This window comes from Nonomuraea sp. NPDC050310 (genome assembly GCF_040655795.1).
Taxonomy (GTDB): domain Bacteria; phylum Actinomycetota; class Actinomycetes; order Streptosporangiales; family Streptosporangiaceae; genus Nonomuraea.
The window spans coordinates 74,456-93,200 of sequence record NZ_JBFAKP010000023.1; the positions used below are offsets into that span (position 1 = coordinate 74,456).

An 18,745-nucleotide genomic window follows, 5' to 3' on the forward strand; every position below is an offset into this window, starting at 1 on the left:
GTCGGCGGGGCGTGACATGGTCGTTCCATGACTTCGACTCCGCTCGACGGCTCTTCCCTGGACGGCAAGGTGGCCCTGGTCGCCGGGGCCACCCGCGGCGCGGGCCGCGGCATCGCGACCGAGCTGGGCGCGGCCGGGGCGACGGTCTACGTGACCGGCCGCTCCACCCGCGCGGCCCGCTCGGAGTACAACCGCCCCGAGACCATCGAGGAGACCGCCGACCTGGTCACCCGGGCCGGCGGCACCGGCATCGCGGTGCCCATGGACCACCTCGACCCGGCCCAGACGCGCGCCCTGGTCGAGCGCATCGACCGCGAGCAGGGCCGGCTCGACGTGCTGGTCAACGACGTGTGGGGCGGCGAGCACCTCGCGCAGTGGGACACGCCGCTGTGGGAGCACGACCTCGACGCCGGGCTGCGCCTGCTGCGGCTGGCCATCGACACGCACATCATCACCAGCCACTTCGCGCTGCCGCTGCTCATCCGCCGTCCCGGCGGGCTCGTCGTGGAGGTGACCGACGGGACCAAGAGCTACAACGACGCCAACTACCGCGTCTCCTTCTTCTACGACCAGGCCAAGAGCGCCGTCATCCGGCTCGCCTACGCCCAGGCGCACGAGCTGCGCGAGCACGACGCGACCGCGGTGGCGCTGACGCCGGGGTGGCTGCGGTCGGAGATGATGCTCGACGTCTACGGCGTGCGGGAGGACAACTGGCTCGACGCCGCCAAGGTGCAGCCGCACTTCGTCATCTCCGAGACGCCCCGCTACGTCGGCCGGGCGGTCGCCGCCCTGGCCGCCGACCCGCAGGTCGCCCGGTGGAACGGCCAATCCCTGTCCAGCGGGCAGCTCTCGCGGGAGTACGGCTTCACCGACCTCGACGGCTCGCAGCCCGACGCGTGGCGGTACCTGGTCGAGGTGCAGGATCCCGGCAAGCCCGCCGACGCCACCGGCTACCGCTGATCCCCGCCGCGGGATCAGGGGCTCCGGGGTCAGAGCTCGCCGAAGGCGGCCAGCGTGGCGGCGGTGACCGCGACGCCCACCACCAGCCCGGCGAGCACCTGGGCGGTGGTGTGGTGGCCGAGCCGGACCCTGGCCCAGCAGACCAGCGCGAGCAGCACGGCCCCGGCGGCCAGGGTGGGCGGCGGCGGCAGCACCTGGGCGAAGACCACGACGGTGCCGCCGGAGACCGCGGCGTGGAAGGAGATCTTCCAGCGCAGCGTCACCGGCACCGTCACCGCCAGCGCGCCCAGCATGGCCGCCACCGTCGCCACGAGCAGCGTGGGCGCCCCCAGCACGATCAGCAGCACCAGCGCGGCCAGCACGGCTCCGGCGGCGGCCAGGAGCGGCTTGGTGCGGCCCGCCCGCTCCACCAGGTGCCGGGAGTCGAGCCGCCCGGCCCGCACGCCCATGGCGATCACCGCGGCCGGCACGCCGCCGCACAGCGCCGAGGCCAGCAGCCCCCAGGCCGCGCCCGTCCAGCCCTGGGCCAGCAGCCCGGCCAGCGGCGGCATGGCGATCACCAGCACCTGTGGGGCGAACAGCTCGGTCACCCAGCGCGCCAGCCGGTCGGGCCCCGTGGCCGCCGGCGGCTCCCCCGTCACGTCCCGCCTCACGGCGGTCAGCGTAGTGGGCTTGGCCGGGCGGACAGGACGAGGGCCGGGGTTCGGTGCGCCGCCACGAGGGGCGAGGCGAGGGACAGGTGTTATAAAAGGAGCGTGCCGCAGATCCCCCTGTTGCAGGCATTCGCCGAGGTCGGTTTCCAGGTCGCCGGTCGCGGTGGCGCGCACGCCGCGATGGACGCGCTGACGAAGATCGTGCCGCACCGGGCGTTCGAGCTGGTGGCCTACGACCCCGCCTCGGGCCGGCACCGCAGCCTGGTCGGCCGCGGCTTCCCCGGCGTGGACACCGAGGAGTACGTCAACCTGGAGGGCTACCGCCGGGCGCGGGCCAGCGGGCTGCCGATCGAGATGCCCGGCCGCTTCCGCGGCGCCTGGGCGGCGGCGATGACCGCCCCGCTGGTGCTCAAGGAGGGCCGCTACACCGGCCTGCTGCACCTGGCGGCCAGTGCCCCGTTCGGCGAGGAGGCGGCGGGCCTGGTGGCGGCGCTGGCGCCGACGCTGGCGCACCTGACCGACCTGAGCCGGCCGAAGGTGGACCCGATCGGGGTGCCCGACGGCTACCGCGCGACCGCCTTCGACCGGGCCGGGACCCGGCGCGAGGTGCCGGGCTGCGAGCCGGTGGCGGCCGGGCGGGAGCTGGGCGTGCTGGCCAGGGAGTTCATCGACTCGCGCGAGCTGAGCCGCTCGGGGTTGTGGCAGGACGCCGAGGGCGGCTGGCACCAGGTGCGGATGGTGCGGGCGGCGGTGGGGGTGAACGGCACGATCCAGGGGGCGGTGCTGACCGAGCGGCCGTGCGGCCTGCCGTACGAGCTGACCGGGCGGGAGGTGGAGGTGCTGACCCGGGTCGCGGCCGGCGACTCCAACCCCCAGATCGCCGCGGCGCTGGTGCTGAGCGTGCGCACCGTGACGACGCACCTGGAGCACATCTTCGCCAAGCTGGGCTGCGACAGCCGGACCCGGCTGACCACCAAGGCGCTGGCCGAGGGATTGTGCCGGCTCTAGCGGGTCCACTGCGCGGGCACGGTGACCTGCACGAGCTCGAACCAGACGGTGTTGCAGCCGCCGGCGCGGGAGAAGCCCCAGCTATGGCTGAGCGCCTCCATGATCGGCAGGCCGCGGCCGCTGGTCCCGTGCGCGTTGGTACGGCAGGCGCACGGCGGCTCGTCGGAGCCGTCGTCCTCGACGCAGACGCGGATGCGGTCGGCGGTGGCCCGCACGGCGAGGGTGAAGCCGCCCCCGTCGCCGGAGTGCGAGTGCAGGACCGCGTTGGTGACCAGCTCGCTGGTCAGCAGGACGCAGTCGTCGTGCAGCGGGTGCTCGCGGCCGAGCGCGCTGGTCACGAGATTCCTGGCCCGGGACACCTGCGATGGGCGTCCCGGAAGCCTGACGACCAGATCTTGGCTCTCCATCTCGGACGTTGTCACCACGACCTCCCCGATCCCCCGGCTTGCGACGGCGTTGTGAGACGCGGGGCCGGGGGCGTGCGGAGTATCGCGAAAAGGTAGGAATGCCGTTGCCGGTGGAACCGGCGGCGGCCGGGCCGCGTCCCGCAGGACGCCCCGGTCACCTCCGGCCCTCCGGTCCCTGTCATGTCCGGTGCCAGCGCGCCTCCGCGAAGCAGTACGCCGCGAAGAGCATCAGGCCGATGGCCACCAGAACCAGCAGGATCTGCCCGGCGGGCGCGTCGGCGAGCGCCTTGAGCGCGCCGTCGATGCCGACCGCCTCCTTGGCGTCGTAGGTGACCGCGGCCTTGCCGATCAGGATGCCGGCGGAGATGGCGACGACGCCCCGGGCGACGTAGCCGGCCTGGCCGAGGCGGCGCACGACCGGCCCGCCGCCGGTCATGTCCCGCATGAACTTGGCGGTCCAGCCTTCGTGGATCCAGTAGACGCCCAGGGCGATGACCCCGAGCCCGATGAGGCCCACCAGGATGCGGCCGAGGGGGTCGGCCATCTCCAGGAGCGCGGCCGTGGCGTCCTGCGACTGCTTGTCGGTGGAGGCGGCGGGTTTGTTCTTCAGGAGCAGGCCCAGCAGGGAGAACACCAGCAGGGCGTAGAAGGCGGCCCGCAAGGCGGACTCGGCACGGTCACGCGTCTTGCCGTGGCTGAACAACGCCTCGCCGGCCTGCCACAACGCCAGGGCGATCAGCCCGACGGTCATCACCCACAGCAGTAACTGGCCGAACGGCTGCGCGGCCACCAGGTGGATGGCACCGCTCTTGTCGGCTTCCTTGCCACCGGCGCCGAAGGCGACTTGCAGCGCCAGCAGGCCGATCAGGGCATAGAGCACGCCGCGGGCGGCGAAGCCGACCCGGGCGGCCTTGGCCAGCCACGGATTGTCGGCCGCGCGCCGGGCGGCGCCGGTCACGTTTTCGGTATGCATGAGCTTCCCTCTGCCACCACAGGCAGCCTCCTAACGGAGTAAGGCCGGCGACCAAGTACCCTCTGATCGGGATGGAGTCCGACACCGAGGAGACCAGAGTCGTGGGCAAGCTGGAAGCGGTCTGGGTGCGGCCCCACGACGGGCCGGGGATCGCGGTCGTCACGGGCGTCTTCGACATCCTGCACGTGGGCCACGCGCGGTTCCTGGCGGCGGTGGCCGAGCGCGGGCTTCCGCTGGTCGTGGGCGTGGAGGACGACGCGCGGGTACGCGCGTGGAAGGGCCCCAACCGGCCGGTGAACCCCGCCGCCGAGCGCGCCGAGCTGCTGGCCGCGCTGCGCTGCGTGTCGGGCGTGTTCATCGTCGCCGGCCCGCCGGAGGCGCACGGGCCGGAGGACTACATCGACCTGTTCGCGCCGATGCGCCCGGCCGCGCTGGCGCACACCGCGGGCGATCCGCACGTCGGCGGCCGGGCCGCGGCCGCCGCGCTGCTGGGCGCGGAGTGCTGGGAGATGGAGATGATCCCGGGACGTTCCACCACCCGGATCGTCAACGCTGGGCTAGGATGACCTTCATGCAGCGCGCCAACGTCACGACGACGCCGGACACCGTCCCGGCGCGCTGACTGCTGACATCATCACAGGCCCCGGGGCGAGCGCCCCGGGGCCTGTCTCGTCGTGGTGCTCGCCTCGTGCGACGACGAGGAGAATCCGATGCACGACCACCGCAGGCTCGGCCGCGAGCTCGACCTGTTCGACACCGATCCGCTGGTCGGCTCCGGCCTGCCGTACCTGCTGCCCGCCGGGGCGGCGGTGCGCGGCGCGGTCGAGGACTACGTGCGGGAGCTGGAGCGGCGCCACGGCTACCAGCACGTCAACTCGCCCGTGCTGGCCAAACGCGAGCTGTACGAGCGCTCCGGGCACTGGGCCCACTACCACGAGGACATGTTCCCGCCGATGCGGGTGGGCGGCGAGGAGTTCGTGCTGCGGCCGAGCCTGTGCCCGCACCACGCGCTGATCTACCGTGCCCGTCCGCGCAGCCATCGTGACCTGCCGCTGCGGCTGGCCGAGCTGGGCGGGATGTACCGCTGCGAGCTGTCGGGGGTGCTGGGCGGGCTGACCCGGGTGCGGGCGATCCAGCTCAACGACGGGCACGTGTTCTGCGCGCCGGAGCAGGCCGCGGCCGAGGTGGGCGCGGCGCTCGACCTGATCGCGCGGGCGCACGAGCAGCTCGGCATCCGGGCGGTGCGCCACCGGCTGTCGTTGCGCGGCGAGGGCGGCAAGTACGTCGACGACCCGGAGCTGTGGGAGCGCTCGGAGCGGATCCTGCGCGAGGTGCTGCTGGAGCGCGGCGTGCCCTTCGACGAGCAGCGCGGCGAGAGCGCCTTCTACGGCCCGAAGATCGACGTCCAGATCGCCGACGCCGCCGAGCGGGAGACCACCCTGTCGACCGTCCAGGTGGACCTGTACATGCCGGGCCGTTTCGAGCTGGGCTACGTGGCGGCCGACCAGAGCCGCCGGCGGCCGGTCATGGTGCACCGCACCCTGGTGGGCAGCATGGAGCGGCTGCTGTCGCACCTGATCGAGGTGCACGGCGGCGCGTTCCCGGCCTGGCTCGCGCCGGTGCAGGCGGTCGTGCTGCCGGTGACCGAATCCGAGGTTCCGGCCGCCGAGAACCGGCTGCGCGAGTGCGTCGCGGCGGGGCTGCGGGCCGAGCTGGTCGCACCCGACCGGGGCAGTCTCGGCGCGCGGATCAGGGAGCAGCGGCTCGTGCCGTACCAGCTCGTCGTGGGCGCGCGGGAGGCCGCCGAAGGAGGCGCGGCGGTGCGGGCGCGCGGCGGCGAGCAACTCGGCGCGGTGCCGATCGACCGGCTTGCCCGGCTATGCCGTCCGCATGTCGGCTGAGAGACCGAATCGAGATACGCGGCTCTTCCATACCCGCCTCGACAACTCGTAAAGTCCCCCCAGCAAATGGCTTGGGAGCTTGGGGGCAGCGTGACCGAGGTCAGCGACCGCAACGCGGAGATCGTGGCGGCGCACGAACAGGAACGGCCGGCGCGAGAGCTGGGGGGCCGCTTACGCCTGGGCGTGTGGGTGGTGGGCGGCCTGCTGTCGGCCTACTCGCTCACCACCGCGTTCTGGCCGGTGGAGACGCTGCAGCACCGGATGACCTTCCTGGCGGTCACCTTGCCGCTGGTGTTCCTGTGCTACCGCTCGGGCTTTCGCCCGCGCCGCCGGCCGGCCGCCGTGGAGACGCCGCCCAGCCCGGCGACCGAGGACGCCTCGGGCACCGAGCCGCTGGACGGCGTGGCCCGCGCGGTGGCCCATCCGGACGGCACGGTACGGCGCGGCGAGCGGCCCACGCTCGGCGACTGGCTGCTCGCCCTGGTGACGCTGGTCGTCTGCGTCTATCCGCTGCTGGACATGGACGGCTTCCGCGAGCGCGGGTCCGGCTCGGCGATGACCGACCTCGACATCGTCATGGGCCTGGCGCTGACCCTGCTGCTCCTGGAGGCGGTGCGCCGCACGGTCGGCTGGGCGCTGGTGGTGATCTGCGGGCTGTTCCTGGTCTACGCCTTCTTCGGCCACCGGCTGCCGGTCGGCTGGTCCATCGGGCACGGCGGCTTCGACCTGGAGCAGATCATCTCCCAGCTCTACACCGGCACCGAGGGCTTCTTCGGCGTGCCGATGCAGGTGGCGGCCAGCTACATCATCCTGTTCACCATCTACGGCGCGGTGCTCGACTACTCCGGCGCCTCGAAGTTCTTCATCGACCTGAGCTTCGCCGCCTTCCGCAAGTCGCGGGCCGCTCCCGGCCGGACGGTGACCACCGCGGGCTTCCTGCTCGGCACCGTCTCCGGCTCCGGTGTGGCCACCACGGTCAGCCTGGGCAGCGTCGCCTGGCCGGTGCTCAAGCGGGCGGGCTACCCGAAGGAGCCGGCGGGCGGCGTCCTGGCCGCGGCCGGCATCGGCGCGATCCTGTCGCCGCCCACGCTGGGCGCGGCGGCGTTCATCATCGCCGAGTACCTCGGGGTCGACTACCTGACCGTGCTGCTGTACGCGACGATCCCCACGATCCTGTACTACCTGGGCATCTTCCTGGCGATCGAGATCGACTCGCGGCGCTTCGGCACGCATGCCGTACCGGTGGACGCGCCCAAGGCGAGCCGGCTGCTGCTGCGCTTCGGCTACCACTTCAGCTCGCTGATCCTGATCATCGTGCTGATGGCGCTGGACCGCTCGGCCTTCCAGTCGGTGGTCATCGCCACCTTCATCGCCTTCCTGCTGAGCTTCCTCGACCCGCGGCACCGGATGACGCCCAAGCGGATCGGCCAGTCCCTGGCCCGCGGCACGCTGGAGGTGCTGCCGGTCACCGCGGTCTGCGCGGCGGCGGGCATCATCGTCGGCGTCATCACCCAGACCGGCCTCGGGCTCAGCCTCAGCGACATCATCCTCGGCGTGGCCGCCGGGAGCCTGGTGATCACCACGCTGCTGGCCGCGGTCGCCGTCCTGGTGCTGGGCCTGGCGGTGCCGGTGACGGCGAGCTTCATCATCGCCGCCGTCATCATCAAGCCGGTCTTCCTCACCCTGGGCGTCTCCGACGCCGAGGCGCTGATGTTCATCTTCTACTACGCGGTGCTGTCGGAGGTGAGCCCGCCGACCGCGCTGTCGGCCGTGGCCGCGGCCGCGATCACCGGCGGCAACACCTACAAGACGATGATGATGACCTGGCGCTACACGCTCCCGGCCTTCCTGGTGCCGTTCGCCTTCGTGCTCACGCCCAACGGCCAGGCGCTGCTGTTCCAGGGGCCGCTCATCACGGTGCTGACGATGACTCTCGTCTCCGCGCTGGCCGTGGCCGCGCTCGCGATGGTCACCGGCGGCATGGTCGCCTGGCCCGAGCGGATCCTCGCCGCCGTGGCCGCGGTCCTGCTGCTCTTCCTCGACACCATCCCGATCGTCGCGGGCCTGGCCGTTCTGGCTCTCGCGGCAGCAGTTCATCTCATCAGGAGAAGGAGAACCACAGCGTGAAACGGTTAATAGCGGGGGCGGCCGTCACCATCCTGGCCCTGGCCGGATGCAGCGGGGACGGCGAGGACGGCGGCAACCGCCTCACCATCGCGACCGGCAGCACCACCGGCGTCTACTACGTCTACGGCGGCGGCCTGGCCACCCAGCTCAAGAACAGCATCCCCAACACCCAGGCCAACGCCTCGGTGACCTCGGCGTCGCTGGAGAACATCAAGCTGCTGGCCGAGGGCAAGGCGCACATCGGCTTCTCGCAGACCGACGCGGCGGCCGACGCGATCAACGGCACCGGCAGCTTCACCGCCAAGCAGCCGGTCAAGGCGATCGCCCGCATCTACGACAACTACACGCAGGTCGTCATCGCCCCGGGGGTGGCGGTCACGAAGCTCGCCGACCTGAAGGGCAAGAAGGTCTCGCTGGGCCCGGCCAACTCCGGCACCCAGGTCGTGGCCCGCCGCATGCTGGAGGCGGTCGGCCTGAACCCCGACACCGACGTCAGCAAGCAGCAGCTCTCGATCAACGACTCGGTGCAGGCGGTCAAGGACGGCACCATCGACGCCTTCTTCTGGGTCGGCGGCGTGCCGACCGCGGGCGTGGTGGACCTGGCGACCAGCAAGCCGGACATCAAGCTCCTGGACACCAGCGACGTGCTGCAGGGCATGTCGGCCAAGTTCGGGGCGACCTACGTCGGGCTCGACATCGACCTGACCAAGTACAAGCAGACCGGGACCATCAAGACGGTCGGCGTGGCCAACGTGCTGCTCGTGCCGGACACGATGGACGAGCAGCTCGCCTACGACATCACCAAGACGCTCTTCGAGAAGAAGGCCGAACTGGTGAAGGTGCACCCCGAGGCCGAGAACCTCGACCCCAAGCTCGGCCCGCAGGTCGAGCCGATCCCGCTGCACCCGGGCGCGGCCCGGTACTTCAAGGAGAAGAACGGTTGATCCGGCTTCTCCTGGTGCTGACGCTCGCCGCCGCCGCCCTCGCGGGCAGCGGCGGCGGGCGTCCGTCCGTGTACGGCCTGGCGTTGCCGCCCGACGGGCGCTTCGCCCTCACCTACGTGCACTCCGTCTACAAGGCGCCCTCGGCCGACCTGTTCCAGGTGCACGGGCGCCGTTTCACGATGTACGCGGCGGTGTCCACCAGCGGCGGCGTCCTCGACTACTACGCGCTGGAGGGACGGCGCGAGAGCCTGCCGGGCGGGGTGTTCCGGCTCACCCTCGACTCCCCCGCCACCTACGAGTCCCTCGACCTGCTGGCCACCTCGCTGGGCCGGCGCACGTTGCAGGCGGGCGGGCGGTGCCTGGCGCTCTACCCGGAGACCGGGGCCGCCGCGGTACGGCTGGCGCCGGGGCGGACGTTCGACGGGCGCGGCGAGCCCTGCCCAGCCTACAGCCGGGTCCTCTTCACGCAGTAGAACCCCCGTGGGGCAAAGACTTCCTGGTGAAGGGGTGACTCTGGGCGGAGGCCGCGCCGGGAAAGCCCTTGATCGTGAACAAGCAGTCGCTGGTCGCGCTGGCCCGCACCGAGCTGGAGATGGCCCGTGCCGCCAGCTCCGGGCGCAGCGCACGGACGGTGTACGGCGGGCATGAGCGCCGCCTGCGCCAGACCCTCATCGCCCTCATCAGCCCGGCCCGGCTCGACGAGCACCACGGCCCGGGCGAGGCCACGCTCCAGGTGCTGTCCGGCCGGGTACGGCTGAGCGCCGGGGAGCACTCGTGGGAGGGCATGTCGGGCGACCTGCTGATCGTTCCCGGCGAGCTGCACGTGCTCGACGCGCTGGAGGACGCCGCGGTGCTGCTGACGGTGGTGAAGTGATGACCGAGAACCAGGACGAGGTGGCCGAGGCGGCACGCTCGGTCGAGACGGCCCCCGGCGGGCCCGCCACGGCGGACGTGGCGGACGAGACCATCGTGGCCGACGCGGCCGCGGCCGCGCCGCCCGAACTGCCGATCCCGCCGGAGCCGGAGCCGCTGGAGGGCGATCCGGAGCGGGACATCCACCGGGAGCTGCTGTGGGACTCGCTGTCCACCAACCGCCTCGACCGCGTGCTCCCCGACGAGCCGGACGACCAGGCAGGTAGTCCCGCCTGACCCGGCGAGGCCGGGCCTGGGATGCGGTGCACGAGGTGGTCGCGGGCTGCTGCCTCAGTGGTCAGGCGAGTGGTCAGGCGAGGAGGGGGCGGCCTTCCCTGCGCAGGCGGGGCCGGCCGAGCGCGGGGCTGCCCGCCGCCTGGAGTGAGCCGGACGTCTCGACGTAGCGCCCCAGTCCCAGCACGACGCTGCGGCCCGGCTCGCCGGCGGCCAGCACGGGCACGCCGAACTCCGCCCGCAGCCGCCGCGCCACCGTCCCGCCGCCGGTCAGCACCATGCCGTGCGCGCCCACGTCAACCGTGAGTTCCGGGCTGATCCGGTCGAACACCCGGCGGACCGCGCCCAGCACGGACCGCAGGGGCCGCTCCATCGCCTCGTGCACCTGCCGCGCCGAGACCGGCACGCTCCACACCCCTTCGCCGCCCTTGCGCCGCCCGACCGCCCGCGCGCACCGCCCGCCGGACGGACCGGCCGCGCCGAGCGCCCGCCGCAGCCGGGCCGCCTCCGCCAGGCTGATCAGCACGCCGTGGCTACGCCGTACCCGGTCGGCGATGGCCCGGTCGAAGTCGGCGACCCCGACCCCGATCGCCTCGACGACCAGCACCTCCCCCAGGGAGATCATCGCCGCCTCGGTGGTGTCGGCGCGCAGGTCCACGACCAGGTGCCCGTACGGCTCGGCCACCGGCAGCCCCGCGCCCAGGGCGGCGGCCAGCGGCTGGTCCAGCAGCCGCACCGAGCGGGCCCCGGCCTCCTGGGCCAGCCGCTTGAGCGTGCCGGCCTGGACCGCGCCCAGGTGGGACGGCGCCGCGAGTACCAGCCGGGGCCGGGCGAAGCCGTGCCCGTGCGCGGTGCGCAGGAGCCCGGCCAGCAGCCGGGTGCCGCCGTCGAAGTCGGTCACGGTGCCGCGGGTGAGGGGCCATTCGGGGGTGTCCGCTTCGAGGGCCGCCGCGCCGGTGGCGATGATCCGGCCGGTTCGCCGGCAGCGGGCCACGGCCGACGGCTCGTCGACGACCACGCCCTGGCCGCGTACGTAGATCTGTGTCCTGGAACTGCCCAGGTCGACGGCGACATCCTTGCCCATGAACGAGAGCGGCGACCAGGCACCCATGTCACATCCTCCACGCCATATGCCGGATTTCCATGCTTTACGGCATAGCCGCCATGAGTCCCTTTCAACACCAATGTCGCGCCTGGGTTGGTCAAAGCAGTGATGTGGCCTTCTTCCGGTAGGTGCCGCGGACAGGGCCGGGCGAATCGGCGATCTCCCTGCGGAGACGGGCGGCCCGCCGTACCCTTCTAAGTCACGATTTGCGTTTGACCTGCTACGAAAAGTGAGGGGTGCCGTGCGGCGCTCGATCCGGGGCAGCAGGGTTCTGGCCCAGCCCTATCGCGACCTGGTCTGGCTCGCCTACCTGGTGCTGCCCGCCGGAGCCGGGGAGGAGCGGCGGCTGGTGCTGGCGCACCGGCTGGCCGCCGCGGCGCTCACCCGGCGGGGGCGGCCGACCGATCCGGTGGAGCTGCGGCGGGTGTTCCTGCGCCGGGTGCTGCCCGGGCGGACGCCCTGGGGACGGCTCGGCGGGCGGGCCGCGCGGTGGCGGGCCTGGTGGTGGCGCGCGGTGCCCGGGGCGGGGCGACTGGCGGCGGTCGAGGCGGTCCCCGCACTGACCGCCGACCCCGGGCGCGCACTGACCGGAAACCCCGGGCCCTCGCTGACCGGCAACTCCGGGTCTGCGCTGACGGGTAACGCGGGGCCCGCGCCGTCCCTTGATGCGGTGGAGTTCACCCGGCGGCTGCAGGCGCTGTCCCCCGCCGGGCGGGCCGCCTACGCGTTGCGCCGGTTGGAGGGGCGGCCCGCCGAGGAGGTGGTGTCCATCCTCGACGGCGCCGGAGCGGACGACCCGGCCGCCGCGCTCGCCGAGGCCGAAGCGCTGGAGGAGGGCAGGCCCGCCTACGACCCGACGCTGGCCCGCCTGTACGGCCGCCCGGCCCGCGTGCCGGTCAAAGCCGCGGCGGGGCTGACGGTGTGCGCGCTGGCCGCGGTGGTGGTCGTGCCGGACCTCACCGCCGAACGGCCCGGCATCGCCGGAACACCGCAGCAGGCCGGCCCGCGCCTGATCATCGCCTCGCCCGGCGCGTGGCGGGCCGGGACCGACCTCGACCTGACCACCTGGCCGGCCCGCGGCGGCCTCACCGGCGACCGCGCCCTGACCGGCCGGGCCCTGGCCCGCTGGCCGGGCGGCGACACCGCCCTGCTGTACGCCGGGGAGGTGGCCGGCTCGCGGGTGGTGCTCCTGCGCCGGCCGGGCCAGGTCGCCCGCTACACCGAGCGCGGCGAGCGCCGGGAGCTGGAGGTCTTCCCCGAGCCGCGCACCAAGCCGGACGGCGCCAGCCCGCTGGAGCTGGCCGGCGGACACTACCTGCTGCCGCCGTGGGTGCGCGAGGTCTCCACCGCCCCGCTCACCGGCTCGGCGCCCCGCTGGCGGGCGGTCGCCGTCAGCGACGGGGTCACCGCCGCCGTCCCACCGGCGCGGAAGGGGGCGTGCTGGCAGGGCCCGGTGGTCCGGCTGCGCGCGCCGGAGATCGCGCACGGCCGGCCGTACACGATGCTTGACTTCGGGGCGCTGACGCTGGCCAACGCCTTCTACCAGCCGCCGCCCCCGGCCGAGATCAACCGGTTCGGGCCGTACGAGCTCGACGAGGCGGCCGGCGGGTTCACTGCGTGGAAGGGGCTCGGCTGCGCGGTCGAGCGGCCCGAGGGGGAGATCCAGTCGGCGATGGCGTGGGAGTTCTGGGCGGGCCGGCTGCCCGAGGGGGTGGCCGGGCGGTGGATCTGCCTGCGGCTGGCCGACGCCTCCGGCGGCAGCACGGTCCGCGGGGTGCTGCTGGCCGGACGGCGGGCGAGCGTCACGCCGGCGCGGCCGGGCTCGTGGGACTGCAGCCGGTTGCGGCGCGACGTCGTGGCCGGGGTGTGGTGGAAGGCGCCCTCCGGCAAGCGGTACTACGTCGCCGCGGGCAGCCGCCGGGTGACCCGGATCAGCCTCGACGGCCGGTCCGTGGCCGGGCGTGACGCCTCCGGCCGGGAGCTGCCCGAGCGGCCCGAACTGAGCGCGCGCAACGAGCTCGGCGAGCCGGTCACCGTCCTGCGCTGAGCGGCCCGCCCACTGCCCCGGCCCTGGTGAGAGGCGGGCCGGGGTAGGTGAGGACTGCATTAAAGTTGACTGAGAAAGCACGCCTCCACCTGGTCTTCCATCGTGCTGGCATGACACTCTCCGGAGTAGGCCGGGGAAGTGAAGGGACGGGATGAGGACCAGCATGCGGTGGGGTGGGAAGGTCGTGGCGGCGATGGCGCTCGTCGCGGCCACGATGGCGTGCACGGCGGCCGTGCCGGAGAGCACGACCCGGGCGAAGCCCCCCGAGACCGCGAAAACCGGGGAGAGCGCCAAGAGCGGTCCGCCGCGCGCGGCCGAGCTCCCGCCCGTCGACGCCAACTGGCCGCGCTGGGGGCTCACGCACACCCAGACCAGCGGCAACAACGGCGACGACCGGCTGCTGAGCGGCTCGTCCGCGACGCTCTCGCGAGTGCCGATGCTGCAGAACCAGCACATCATGGGGTTCGGCGTCGGCAACCCGGAGGAGGTGCCCGGCCAGCTCAACTTCGAGGACCTCGACAGCCGGATGCGCCTGATGGACCGCTCCGGCGGCCTGCCGATCATCACGCTGTGCTGCGCGCCCGACTGGATGAAGGGCGGACCGGCCGGCCAGACCTCCTGGCAGAAGGAGCACCTGGAGGCGGCGCCCGAGCGCAAGCACTTCGACGACTTCGCCAAGCTGTCGGCGGCCGTGGCCAAGCGCTACGACCACGTGAAGTACTTCATGGTGTGGAACGAGCTCAAGGGCTTCTGGCCCGACCACTCGCAGCCGCCGGACATCGAGGGCTACACCGAGCTGTACAACAAGGTGTACGACGCGGTGAAGGCCGTGCGTCCCGACGCGCTGATCGGCGGGCCGTACATCGGCTTCCACAGCATTCGCAGCGACGGCGGCAACGCCTCCAGCCTGCGGGGCGACTGGGGCGCGGTGGACCAGCTCGTGCTCGACGCCTTCGACTACTGGAACAAGAACAAGCGCGGGGCCGACTTCATCGTCATCGACGGGGCCTCCGTCACCGACGACCACAAGGTCCAGCCGGACGCCTTCGGCGCGACGGCCAAGTTCGGCGACGTGACGCGCTGGCTGCGCGAGAAGACGGGCAACCTGCCGGTCTGGTGGTCGGAGTTCTACTTCATGCCGGAGGACGGCAAGACGAACTGGCCGGAGAACATGCGGGTGGCCGTGCTGGCGACCTCGCTGATGGAGTTCGCCTCCTCCGGCACGGCCACGGCGCTGTACTGGAACCCGCAGACCAAGCAGGGCGACTGCGTCGGCTGCATGTGGAACTCGCAGGACGGCTCGGCCCGGCCCGCGGGCGACGTGGTCAGCAACTTCGTGAAGTGGTTCCCGGCCGGCGCCAAGCTGGAGAAGGTCACCAGCTCCGACGAGCGGGTGCGGGTGCTGGCGCAGCCGGAGCAGATGGTCATGGTGAACACCACCGACAAGGACGTCACCGCCACCGTGGACGGCCAGGAGGTCAGCCTCGCGCCGTACGAGGTGAAGTGGGCCGCCCGCGGCTGAGCGGGCTCAGGAGGTCGCGGCTCTTCGCGGGCGGGGTCAGGGGATCCGGCCGTGCCCGCCCGGGGAGAGTGAGCCGACCAGCAGCCGGTCGGCGCCCGGCAGGGCGGCGGCCCGCAGGAGTAGGTCGCGGGCGGTGATGCGGAGCCGGCTGGGCGGCGCCATCCAGTGGATGAAGCGCCGCCCGAAGCGTTGCACCCGCTCGATGACCGGGCGCATCCGCCGCTCGTAGCCGGCCAGGGCGGGGCCGATCTCGCCGGCCGCCAGTTCGCCTGCCGTCAGCCCGCCTGCCGTTAGTTCGGCGGCCAGCACGTGGGCGGCGGTCATGGCCATCGAGGCGCCGTGCCCGGCGAACAACGACACCGCCTGGCAGGCGTCGCCGAGCAGGACGACCCGGCCCCGGCTCCAGCCGCCGAGCTCGACCTGGGTGACCTGGTCGTAGTAGAGCTCGGGCGGCGGCGGGCAGGCGGGCAGCACCTCGGGCAGGATCCAGCCGAGGCCGCCGAAGCGCTCGCGCAGGACGGCGACCGGGTCGGCGGGCAGGGCGGGGTCGCTCACCCGGTGCAGGAACAGCAGGGCGAGCCGCTCGCCGCGCAGCGCGTACGCGCCGGCCATCAGGCCGGGGACGGTGAGCATGCGGTAGCGGGTGCCGATCTCGCGGCTGAGCTCCGGCGCGTGGATCGAGTAGGCGGCGACGTGGTGGCCCAGGTGCCGGACGTGGTCGCGTTCGGGGCCGAAGACCAGTTCCCGGACGGTCGAGTGGGTGCCGTCCGCGCCGACCAGCAGGTCCACCTCGTGCTCGCTGCCATCGGTGAGGGTGACCTGGACGGGGGCCGCGGGGGGCTGGGCGACGGCGGTGACGCTGGTGCCGTACCGGGTCGTGGTGCGCACGGTGTCGGCGATGGCGCGGGCCAGGTCGGCGCGGAGCAGGCTGACCACGCCGGTGACGTCCGGCGGCAGGCGCAGGCCGCTGGTCTGGCGGCCGGCTCCGTCGAGGTAGCCGAGTTCGTCGACGGGGTAGCGGACCTCCTCCAGCCTGGGGTGCAGGCCCATCCGGCCGGCCACCTCGTAGCCCGGGCCGTAGAAGTCGATCATGTAGCCGCCGTCGCGGAAGGCGGGCGCCCGCTCGACGAGTTCCACCTGCCAGCCGGCGCGTTCGAGGTGCCAGGTCAGGGTGAGCCCGGCGAGGCCGGCTCCGCAGACGAGCGCCTTCACGGTTGCGCTCCGACCATCGCGCGCAGCGGGGCGGTGAGGCCGCGGGGGTCGAGTCCGGGGTCGAGGCCGCGGTGCAGCATCACGCCGTCGACCACGGCGGCGAGCAGGGCGGCGGCCGGGGCCGGGTCGCCCGCGTACCCCCTGGCCGCCAGCCAGGCGGCGGCGCGGGCGCGGAAGCCGTCCAGCAGGAGGGCGAGCTGTTCGCGCAGTTCCGGGGTGCGGGAGGAGGCGAGGTACATCTCGGCGACCAGCCGGGAGGCGGGGTCGTCCGGCGGGTGGGCGGCCAGTTGCGCGGCCAGCCAGTCGATGCCGGCGCCGAGGTCGAGCTGGGCTTCCAGGCCCGCGCCGACGGACTCGACGAGGTCGCGGGCGAGGGTGGTGGAGGCGGTGACGAGCAGGTCGGTGACCGAGCCGAAGTGGTAGTGCACGACGCCGGGGGCGACACCGGCCCGGTCGGCGGCCATCCGGGTGCTCACCGCACCCCAGCCGGCCTCGCCGATGAGCGCCGCCGCGGCCGCGAGGAGGCGGTCGCGGGTGGCCTGGCCGCGTTCCAGGTTTTGGGCGTTCGACTTGGGCATGTGTCCAAACTAGCGCGCGCGAGTTCCCGTACGCCAGGGATCGCGGCGGCTATCTTCGGCGGCCCAGCCAGGCGATCAGCAGACCCAGCAGGACGCAGGCCGTCAGCGCGATCCACATCGGGGCCGAGATGGAGATCATCAGCAGGTTGATGTGCGCTTCCTGCCGGTTCTGCACCACGAAGACGATCGCCAGGATCAGCAGGGCCAGCGCGACCCAGACGCGAGGCGGCACGCGGCGCAGCGGGCCGGGCTTCCGGCTGTGGTCGGCCATGAATCCCCCATCAGGTCAGGTAACCGACCAGATACCCTTCGTGATCATCGGCGAAACGGGCGCTGAAAGTCGAACGAATGGATGGTTTTCAAGCGGGGGCGGCGGCCGGACAATGGTCGGCATGACCGAAGGGCGCGGGCCGTACCGCAAGAGCGAGGCGCGGCGGCGGGAGATCCTCGACGCGGCGCTGCCGGTGTTCGGGCGGAACGGGTTCCGTGGCGGGTCGGTGCGAGAGATCGCCGAGCTGGCCGGGATGAGCGCGGCCGGGCTGCTGCACCACTTCGGGAGCAAGGCGGGGCTGCTGCTGGCCGTGCTGCGGGACTTCGACGAGCGGGAGGCCGGGCTGGTGTCGGCCGGCGATCCGCGGGGGGTCGCGGCGTTGCGCGCGCTGGTGGCGGCGGCCCGGCGGGCGACCGGGCAGCCGGGGCTGGCCGAGCTGGGGGTCATGGTCGCCGCCGAGGCCGCCGACCCCGCGCACCCGGCGCACGAGCCGGTCGAGGCCCGGCGGCGGTGGTACCGGGACTTCGTGGCGCGGGCGCTGTCCGAGCTGGCGGCCGAGGGGCGGGTGCGGGCCGGGGTGGAGCCCTCGTCGGCGGCCCGGACGGCGGTGGCCCTGATGGACGGGCTGCGGGCGCAGTGGGTGGCCGACCCGCGCTCGGTCGATCCGGCCGGGGACCTGGAGGCGTACTTCCGCGGCCTGGTCACCGAGGACGCCTGGCCCGTGACCACCGTGCCGGCTGGCCCCGCCGGGCTCGCTGGGTCCGCCGGCCACTCCCCCGCCGCGGCTACCGGGCAGCGCCGGGAGGGCGGGGGGCAGGTCGGTGGGGCGACGATCCTGGATGTGGCGCGGGCCACGGGGTTGTCGGCGGCGTCGGTGTCGCGGGCGCTGAACGGCAAGCCGGGAGTGTCGGACAGCACCCGGGCCACGGTCCTGGCCAAGGCCGCCGAGCTGGGCTTCACCGGCAACGCGACGGCCAGAGCCCTGAAGTCGGGCCGGACGGGCAGGATCGCGGTGACCCTCCCCTGGCTGCACATGGACTACGCGGCCCACATCCTGTCCGGCGCCGCCGAGGTGCTCCAGGACGGCGGGCAGAGCCTGGCCCTCGGCACCACGGTGGCCGACGGCGGCAGCGTGCTGCCCGCGCTGGAACGCCTGGCCAGGCACGGCGTGGACGGCGCGGTCGTGGTGCTCCCCCGCTCCGCCCCGGCCGAGTACGCCAGGCTGGAGGCGGCCGGGCTGCCGGTCGTCCTGGTCGACCCGGTGGCCGACGCCGCGGCCCGGTTTCCCTCGGTCACGCTCGACAACGCGGGCGCGGGCCGGCTGGCCACCGCCCACCTGCTCGGACTCGGGCACCGCCGCATCGGCGTGGTCACCGGCGAGACCGGCCTGCTGTCCACCCGCGAGCGCCTGCGCGGCGTCCGCGAGGCGCTGCGCGAGGCGGGCGCCGAGCTCGACCCGGACCTGCTCTTCCAGGGCTCGTACGGCAGAGCCGAGTCGGGCAGGAGCGCCACCCTGGCGATGCTCGCCGGGCCCCGCCCCCCGACCGCGGTGTTCGCCTTCAACGACCGGATCGCCTTCGGCGTGCTGCAGGCGGCCCGCGAGTCCGGCCTGGACGTGCCGGGCGAGCTGTCGGTCGTGGGCTTCGACGACGACTCCGCCGCCCTGATGACGCCCCCGCTCACCACCGTCGCCCAGCCGCTGGCCCGGATGGGGGCGAGCGCGGGGCGGCTGCTGCTCGACTGGCTGGCCGGCCGCGACCCGGGAGCCGCCCGGGTGGAGCTGCCCGGGGAGCTGGTCGTCCGGTCGAGCACCGCCGCGCCGCCGGATCGGGGCCGGGCGGCGAAATAGCCGGGGCGGGGGTTGCGCCCGGCAGGGGTTTACGTAAACGAT

19 protein-coding genes are annotated in these 18,745 nt (G+C 73.6%); 12 read left to right on the plus strand and 7 right to left on the minus strand.

Translation table 11 applies throughout. The annotated features are described in order from the left end of the window. The first annotated feature begins 27 nt into the window (after positions 1–27). Entirely contained in the window at positions 28–960 is a 933-nt protein-coding gene (locus tag AB0I67_RS35825) for an SDR family oxidoreductase (RefSeq protein WP_357933157.1), read from the plus strand. A gap of 29 nt (positions 961–989) precedes the next feature. Here AB0I67_RS35825 and AB0I67_RS35830 read toward each other — a convergent pair whose 3' ends face one another. Beyond that, positions 990–1,613, minus strand: a complete 624-nt coding sequence (locus AB0I67_RS35830) for a phosphatase PAP2 family protein (protein ID WP_357933160.1) — start codon at positions 1,611–1,613, stop codon at positions 990–992. Between the two features lie 102 nt (positions 1,614–1,715). On the opposite strand from AB0I67_RS35830, the gene AB0I67_RS35835 reads away from it, so the two are divergent. Then, positions 1,716–2,621 carry a helix-turn-helix transcriptional regulator gene (locus AB0I67_RS35835; RefSeq protein ID WP_357933163.1) on the plus strand — a complete coding sequence of 302 codons (906 nt, stop codon included), beginning with the start codon at positions 1,716–1,718 and terminating at the stop codon, positions 2,619–2,621. On the opposite strand, the gene AB0I67_RS35840 is transcribed toward AB0I67_RS35835, so the two are convergent. Together AB0I67_RS35840 and AB0I67_RS35845 are read right to left on the minus strand one after the other, a co-directional pair. Then, positions 2,618–3,028, minus strand: a complete 411-nt coding sequence (locus AB0I67_RS35840) for an ATP-binding protein (protein WP_357933299.1) — start codon at positions 3,026–3,028, stop codon at positions 2,618–2,620. The genes AB0I67_RS35835 and AB0I67_RS35840 overlap by 4 nt on opposite strands. 178 nt (positions 3,029–3,206) lie before the next feature. Beyond that, positions 3,207–4,001 (minus strand): DUF1206 domain-containing protein, encoded by a 795-nt coding sequence (locus AB0I67_RS35845; protein WP_357933166.1) that lies wholly within the window; start codon positions 3,999–4,001, stop codon positions 3,207–3,209. Positions 4,002–4,072: 71 nt separating this feature from the next. On the opposite strand from AB0I67_RS35845, the gene AB0I67_RS35850 reads away from it, so the two are divergent. From AB0I67_RS35850 to AB0I67_RS35880, 7 genes are all read left to right on the plus strand, one after another. Continuing rightward, positions 4,073–4,567, plus strand: a complete 495-nt coding sequence (locus AB0I67_RS35850; protein ID WP_357933169.1) for an adenylyltransferase/cytidyltransferase family protein — start codon at positions 4,073–4,075, stop codon at positions 4,565–4,567. Between the two features lie 111 nt (positions 4,568–4,678). Beyond that, positions 4,679–5,902, plus strand: a complete 1,224-nt coding sequence (gene thrS / locus AB0I67_RS35855) for a threonine--tRNA ligase (protein ID WP_357933302.1) — start codon at positions 4,679–4,681, stop codon at positions 5,900–5,902. A gap of 90 nt (positions 5,903–5,992) precedes the next feature. After that, positions 5,993–8,029 (plus strand): TRAP transporter fused permease subunit, encoded by a 2,037-nt coding sequence (locus tag AB0I67_RS35860; protein ID WP_357933172.1) that lies wholly within the window; start codon positions 5,993–5,995, stop codon positions 8,027–8,029. Further along, positions 8,026–8,973: a TAXI family TRAP transporter solute-binding subunit gene (locus tag AB0I67_RS35865; RefSeq protein ID WP_357933175.1), complete on the plus strand. Its 948-nt coding sequence runs from the start codon at positions 8,026–8,028 to the stop codon at positions 8,971–8,973. Before AB0I67_RS35860 ends, AB0I67_RS35865 begins: the two co-directional genes overlap by 4 nt. Then, on the plus strand, positions 8,970–9,446 hold the full coding sequence (locus AB0I67_RS35870) for a DUF1850 domain-containing protein (RefSeq protein WP_357933178.1): 477 nt from the start codon (positions 8,970–8,972) through the stop codon (positions 9,444–9,446). Before AB0I67_RS35865 ends, AB0I67_RS35870 begins: the two co-directional genes overlap by 4 nt. A 74-nt stretch (positions 9,447–9,520) precedes the next feature. Then, positions 9,521–9,847 carry a LuxR family transcriptional regulator gene (locus AB0I67_RS35875; RefSeq protein ID WP_357933304.1) on the plus strand — a complete coding sequence of 109 codons (327 nt, stop codon included), beginning with the start codon at positions 9,521–9,523 and terminating at the stop codon, positions 9,845–9,847. Next, positions 9,847–10,122 carry a hypothetical protein gene (locus AB0I67_RS35880; protein WP_357933181.1) on the plus strand — a complete coding sequence of 92 codons (276 nt, stop codon included), beginning with the start codon at positions 9,847–9,849 and terminating at the stop codon, positions 10,120–10,122. Before AB0I67_RS35875 ends, AB0I67_RS35880 begins: the two co-directional genes overlap by 1 nt. Before the next feature lie 73 nt (positions 10,123–10,195). On the opposite strand, the gene AB0I67_RS35885 is transcribed toward AB0I67_RS35880, so the two are convergent. Beyond that, a complete protein-coding gene (locus AB0I67_RS35885; RefSeq protein ID WP_357933184.1) occupies positions 10,196–11,230 on the minus strand; it encodes a rod shape-determining protein in 1,035 nt (344 codons plus the stop codon). 235 nt (positions 11,231–11,465) lie between these two features. Here AB0I67_RS35885 and AB0I67_RS35890 point away from each other — a divergent pair, with 235 nt between their 5' ends. Both AB0I67_RS35890 and AB0I67_RS35895 read left to right on the plus strand, forming a co-directional pair. Beyond that, entirely contained in the window at positions 11,466–13,271 is a 1,806-nt protein-coding gene (locus AB0I67_RS35890) for a hypothetical protein (RefSeq protein WP_357933187.1), read from the plus strand. A 151-nt stretch (positions 13,272–13,422) separates the two neighbouring features. After that, the gene (locus AB0I67_RS35895) at positions 13,423–14,793 is read left to right on the plus strand and encodes a xylan 1,4-beta-xylosidase (RefSeq protein WP_357933190.1); all 1,371 of its coding nucleotides are present in this window, start codon (positions 13,423–13,425) and stop codon (positions 14,791–14,793) included. A gap of 36 nt (positions 14,794–14,829) precedes the next feature. On the opposite strand, the gene AB0I67_RS35900 is transcribed toward AB0I67_RS35895, so the two are convergent. The 3 genes from AB0I67_RS35900 to AB0I67_RS35910 are packed head-to-tail and all read right to left on the minus strand — an operon-like array spanning position 14,830 to position 16,854. Beyond that, positions 14,830–16,005 carry an FAD-dependent monooxygenase gene (locus AB0I67_RS35900; RefSeq protein WP_357933193.1) on the minus strand — a complete coding sequence of 392 codons (1,176 nt, stop codon included), beginning with the start codon at positions 16,003–16,005 and terminating at the stop codon, positions 14,830–14,832. Further along, a complete protein-coding gene (locus AB0I67_RS35905) occupies positions 16,002–16,583 on the minus strand; it encodes a TetR/AcrR family transcriptional regulator (protein ID WP_357933196.1) in 582 nt (193 codons plus the stop codon). The genes AB0I67_RS35900 and AB0I67_RS35905 overlap by 4 nt, the downstream gene beginning before the upstream one ends. A 49-nt stretch (positions 16,584–16,632) precedes the next feature. Continuing rightward, a complete protein-coding gene (locus AB0I67_RS35910; protein ID WP_357933199.1) occupies positions 16,633–16,854 on the minus strand; it encodes a LapA family protein in 222 nt (73 codons plus the stop codon). Positions 16,855–16,975: 121 nt separating this feature from the next. On the opposite strand from AB0I67_RS35910, the gene AB0I67_RS35915 reads away from it, so the two are divergent. Continuing rightward, complete coding sequence (locus AB0I67_RS35915) at positions 16,976–18,703, plus strand: substrate-binding domain-containing protein (protein WP_357933202.1); 1,728 nt, start codon at positions 16,976–16,978, stop codon at positions 18,701–18,703. Positions 18,704–18,745 lie beyond the last annotated feature (42 nt).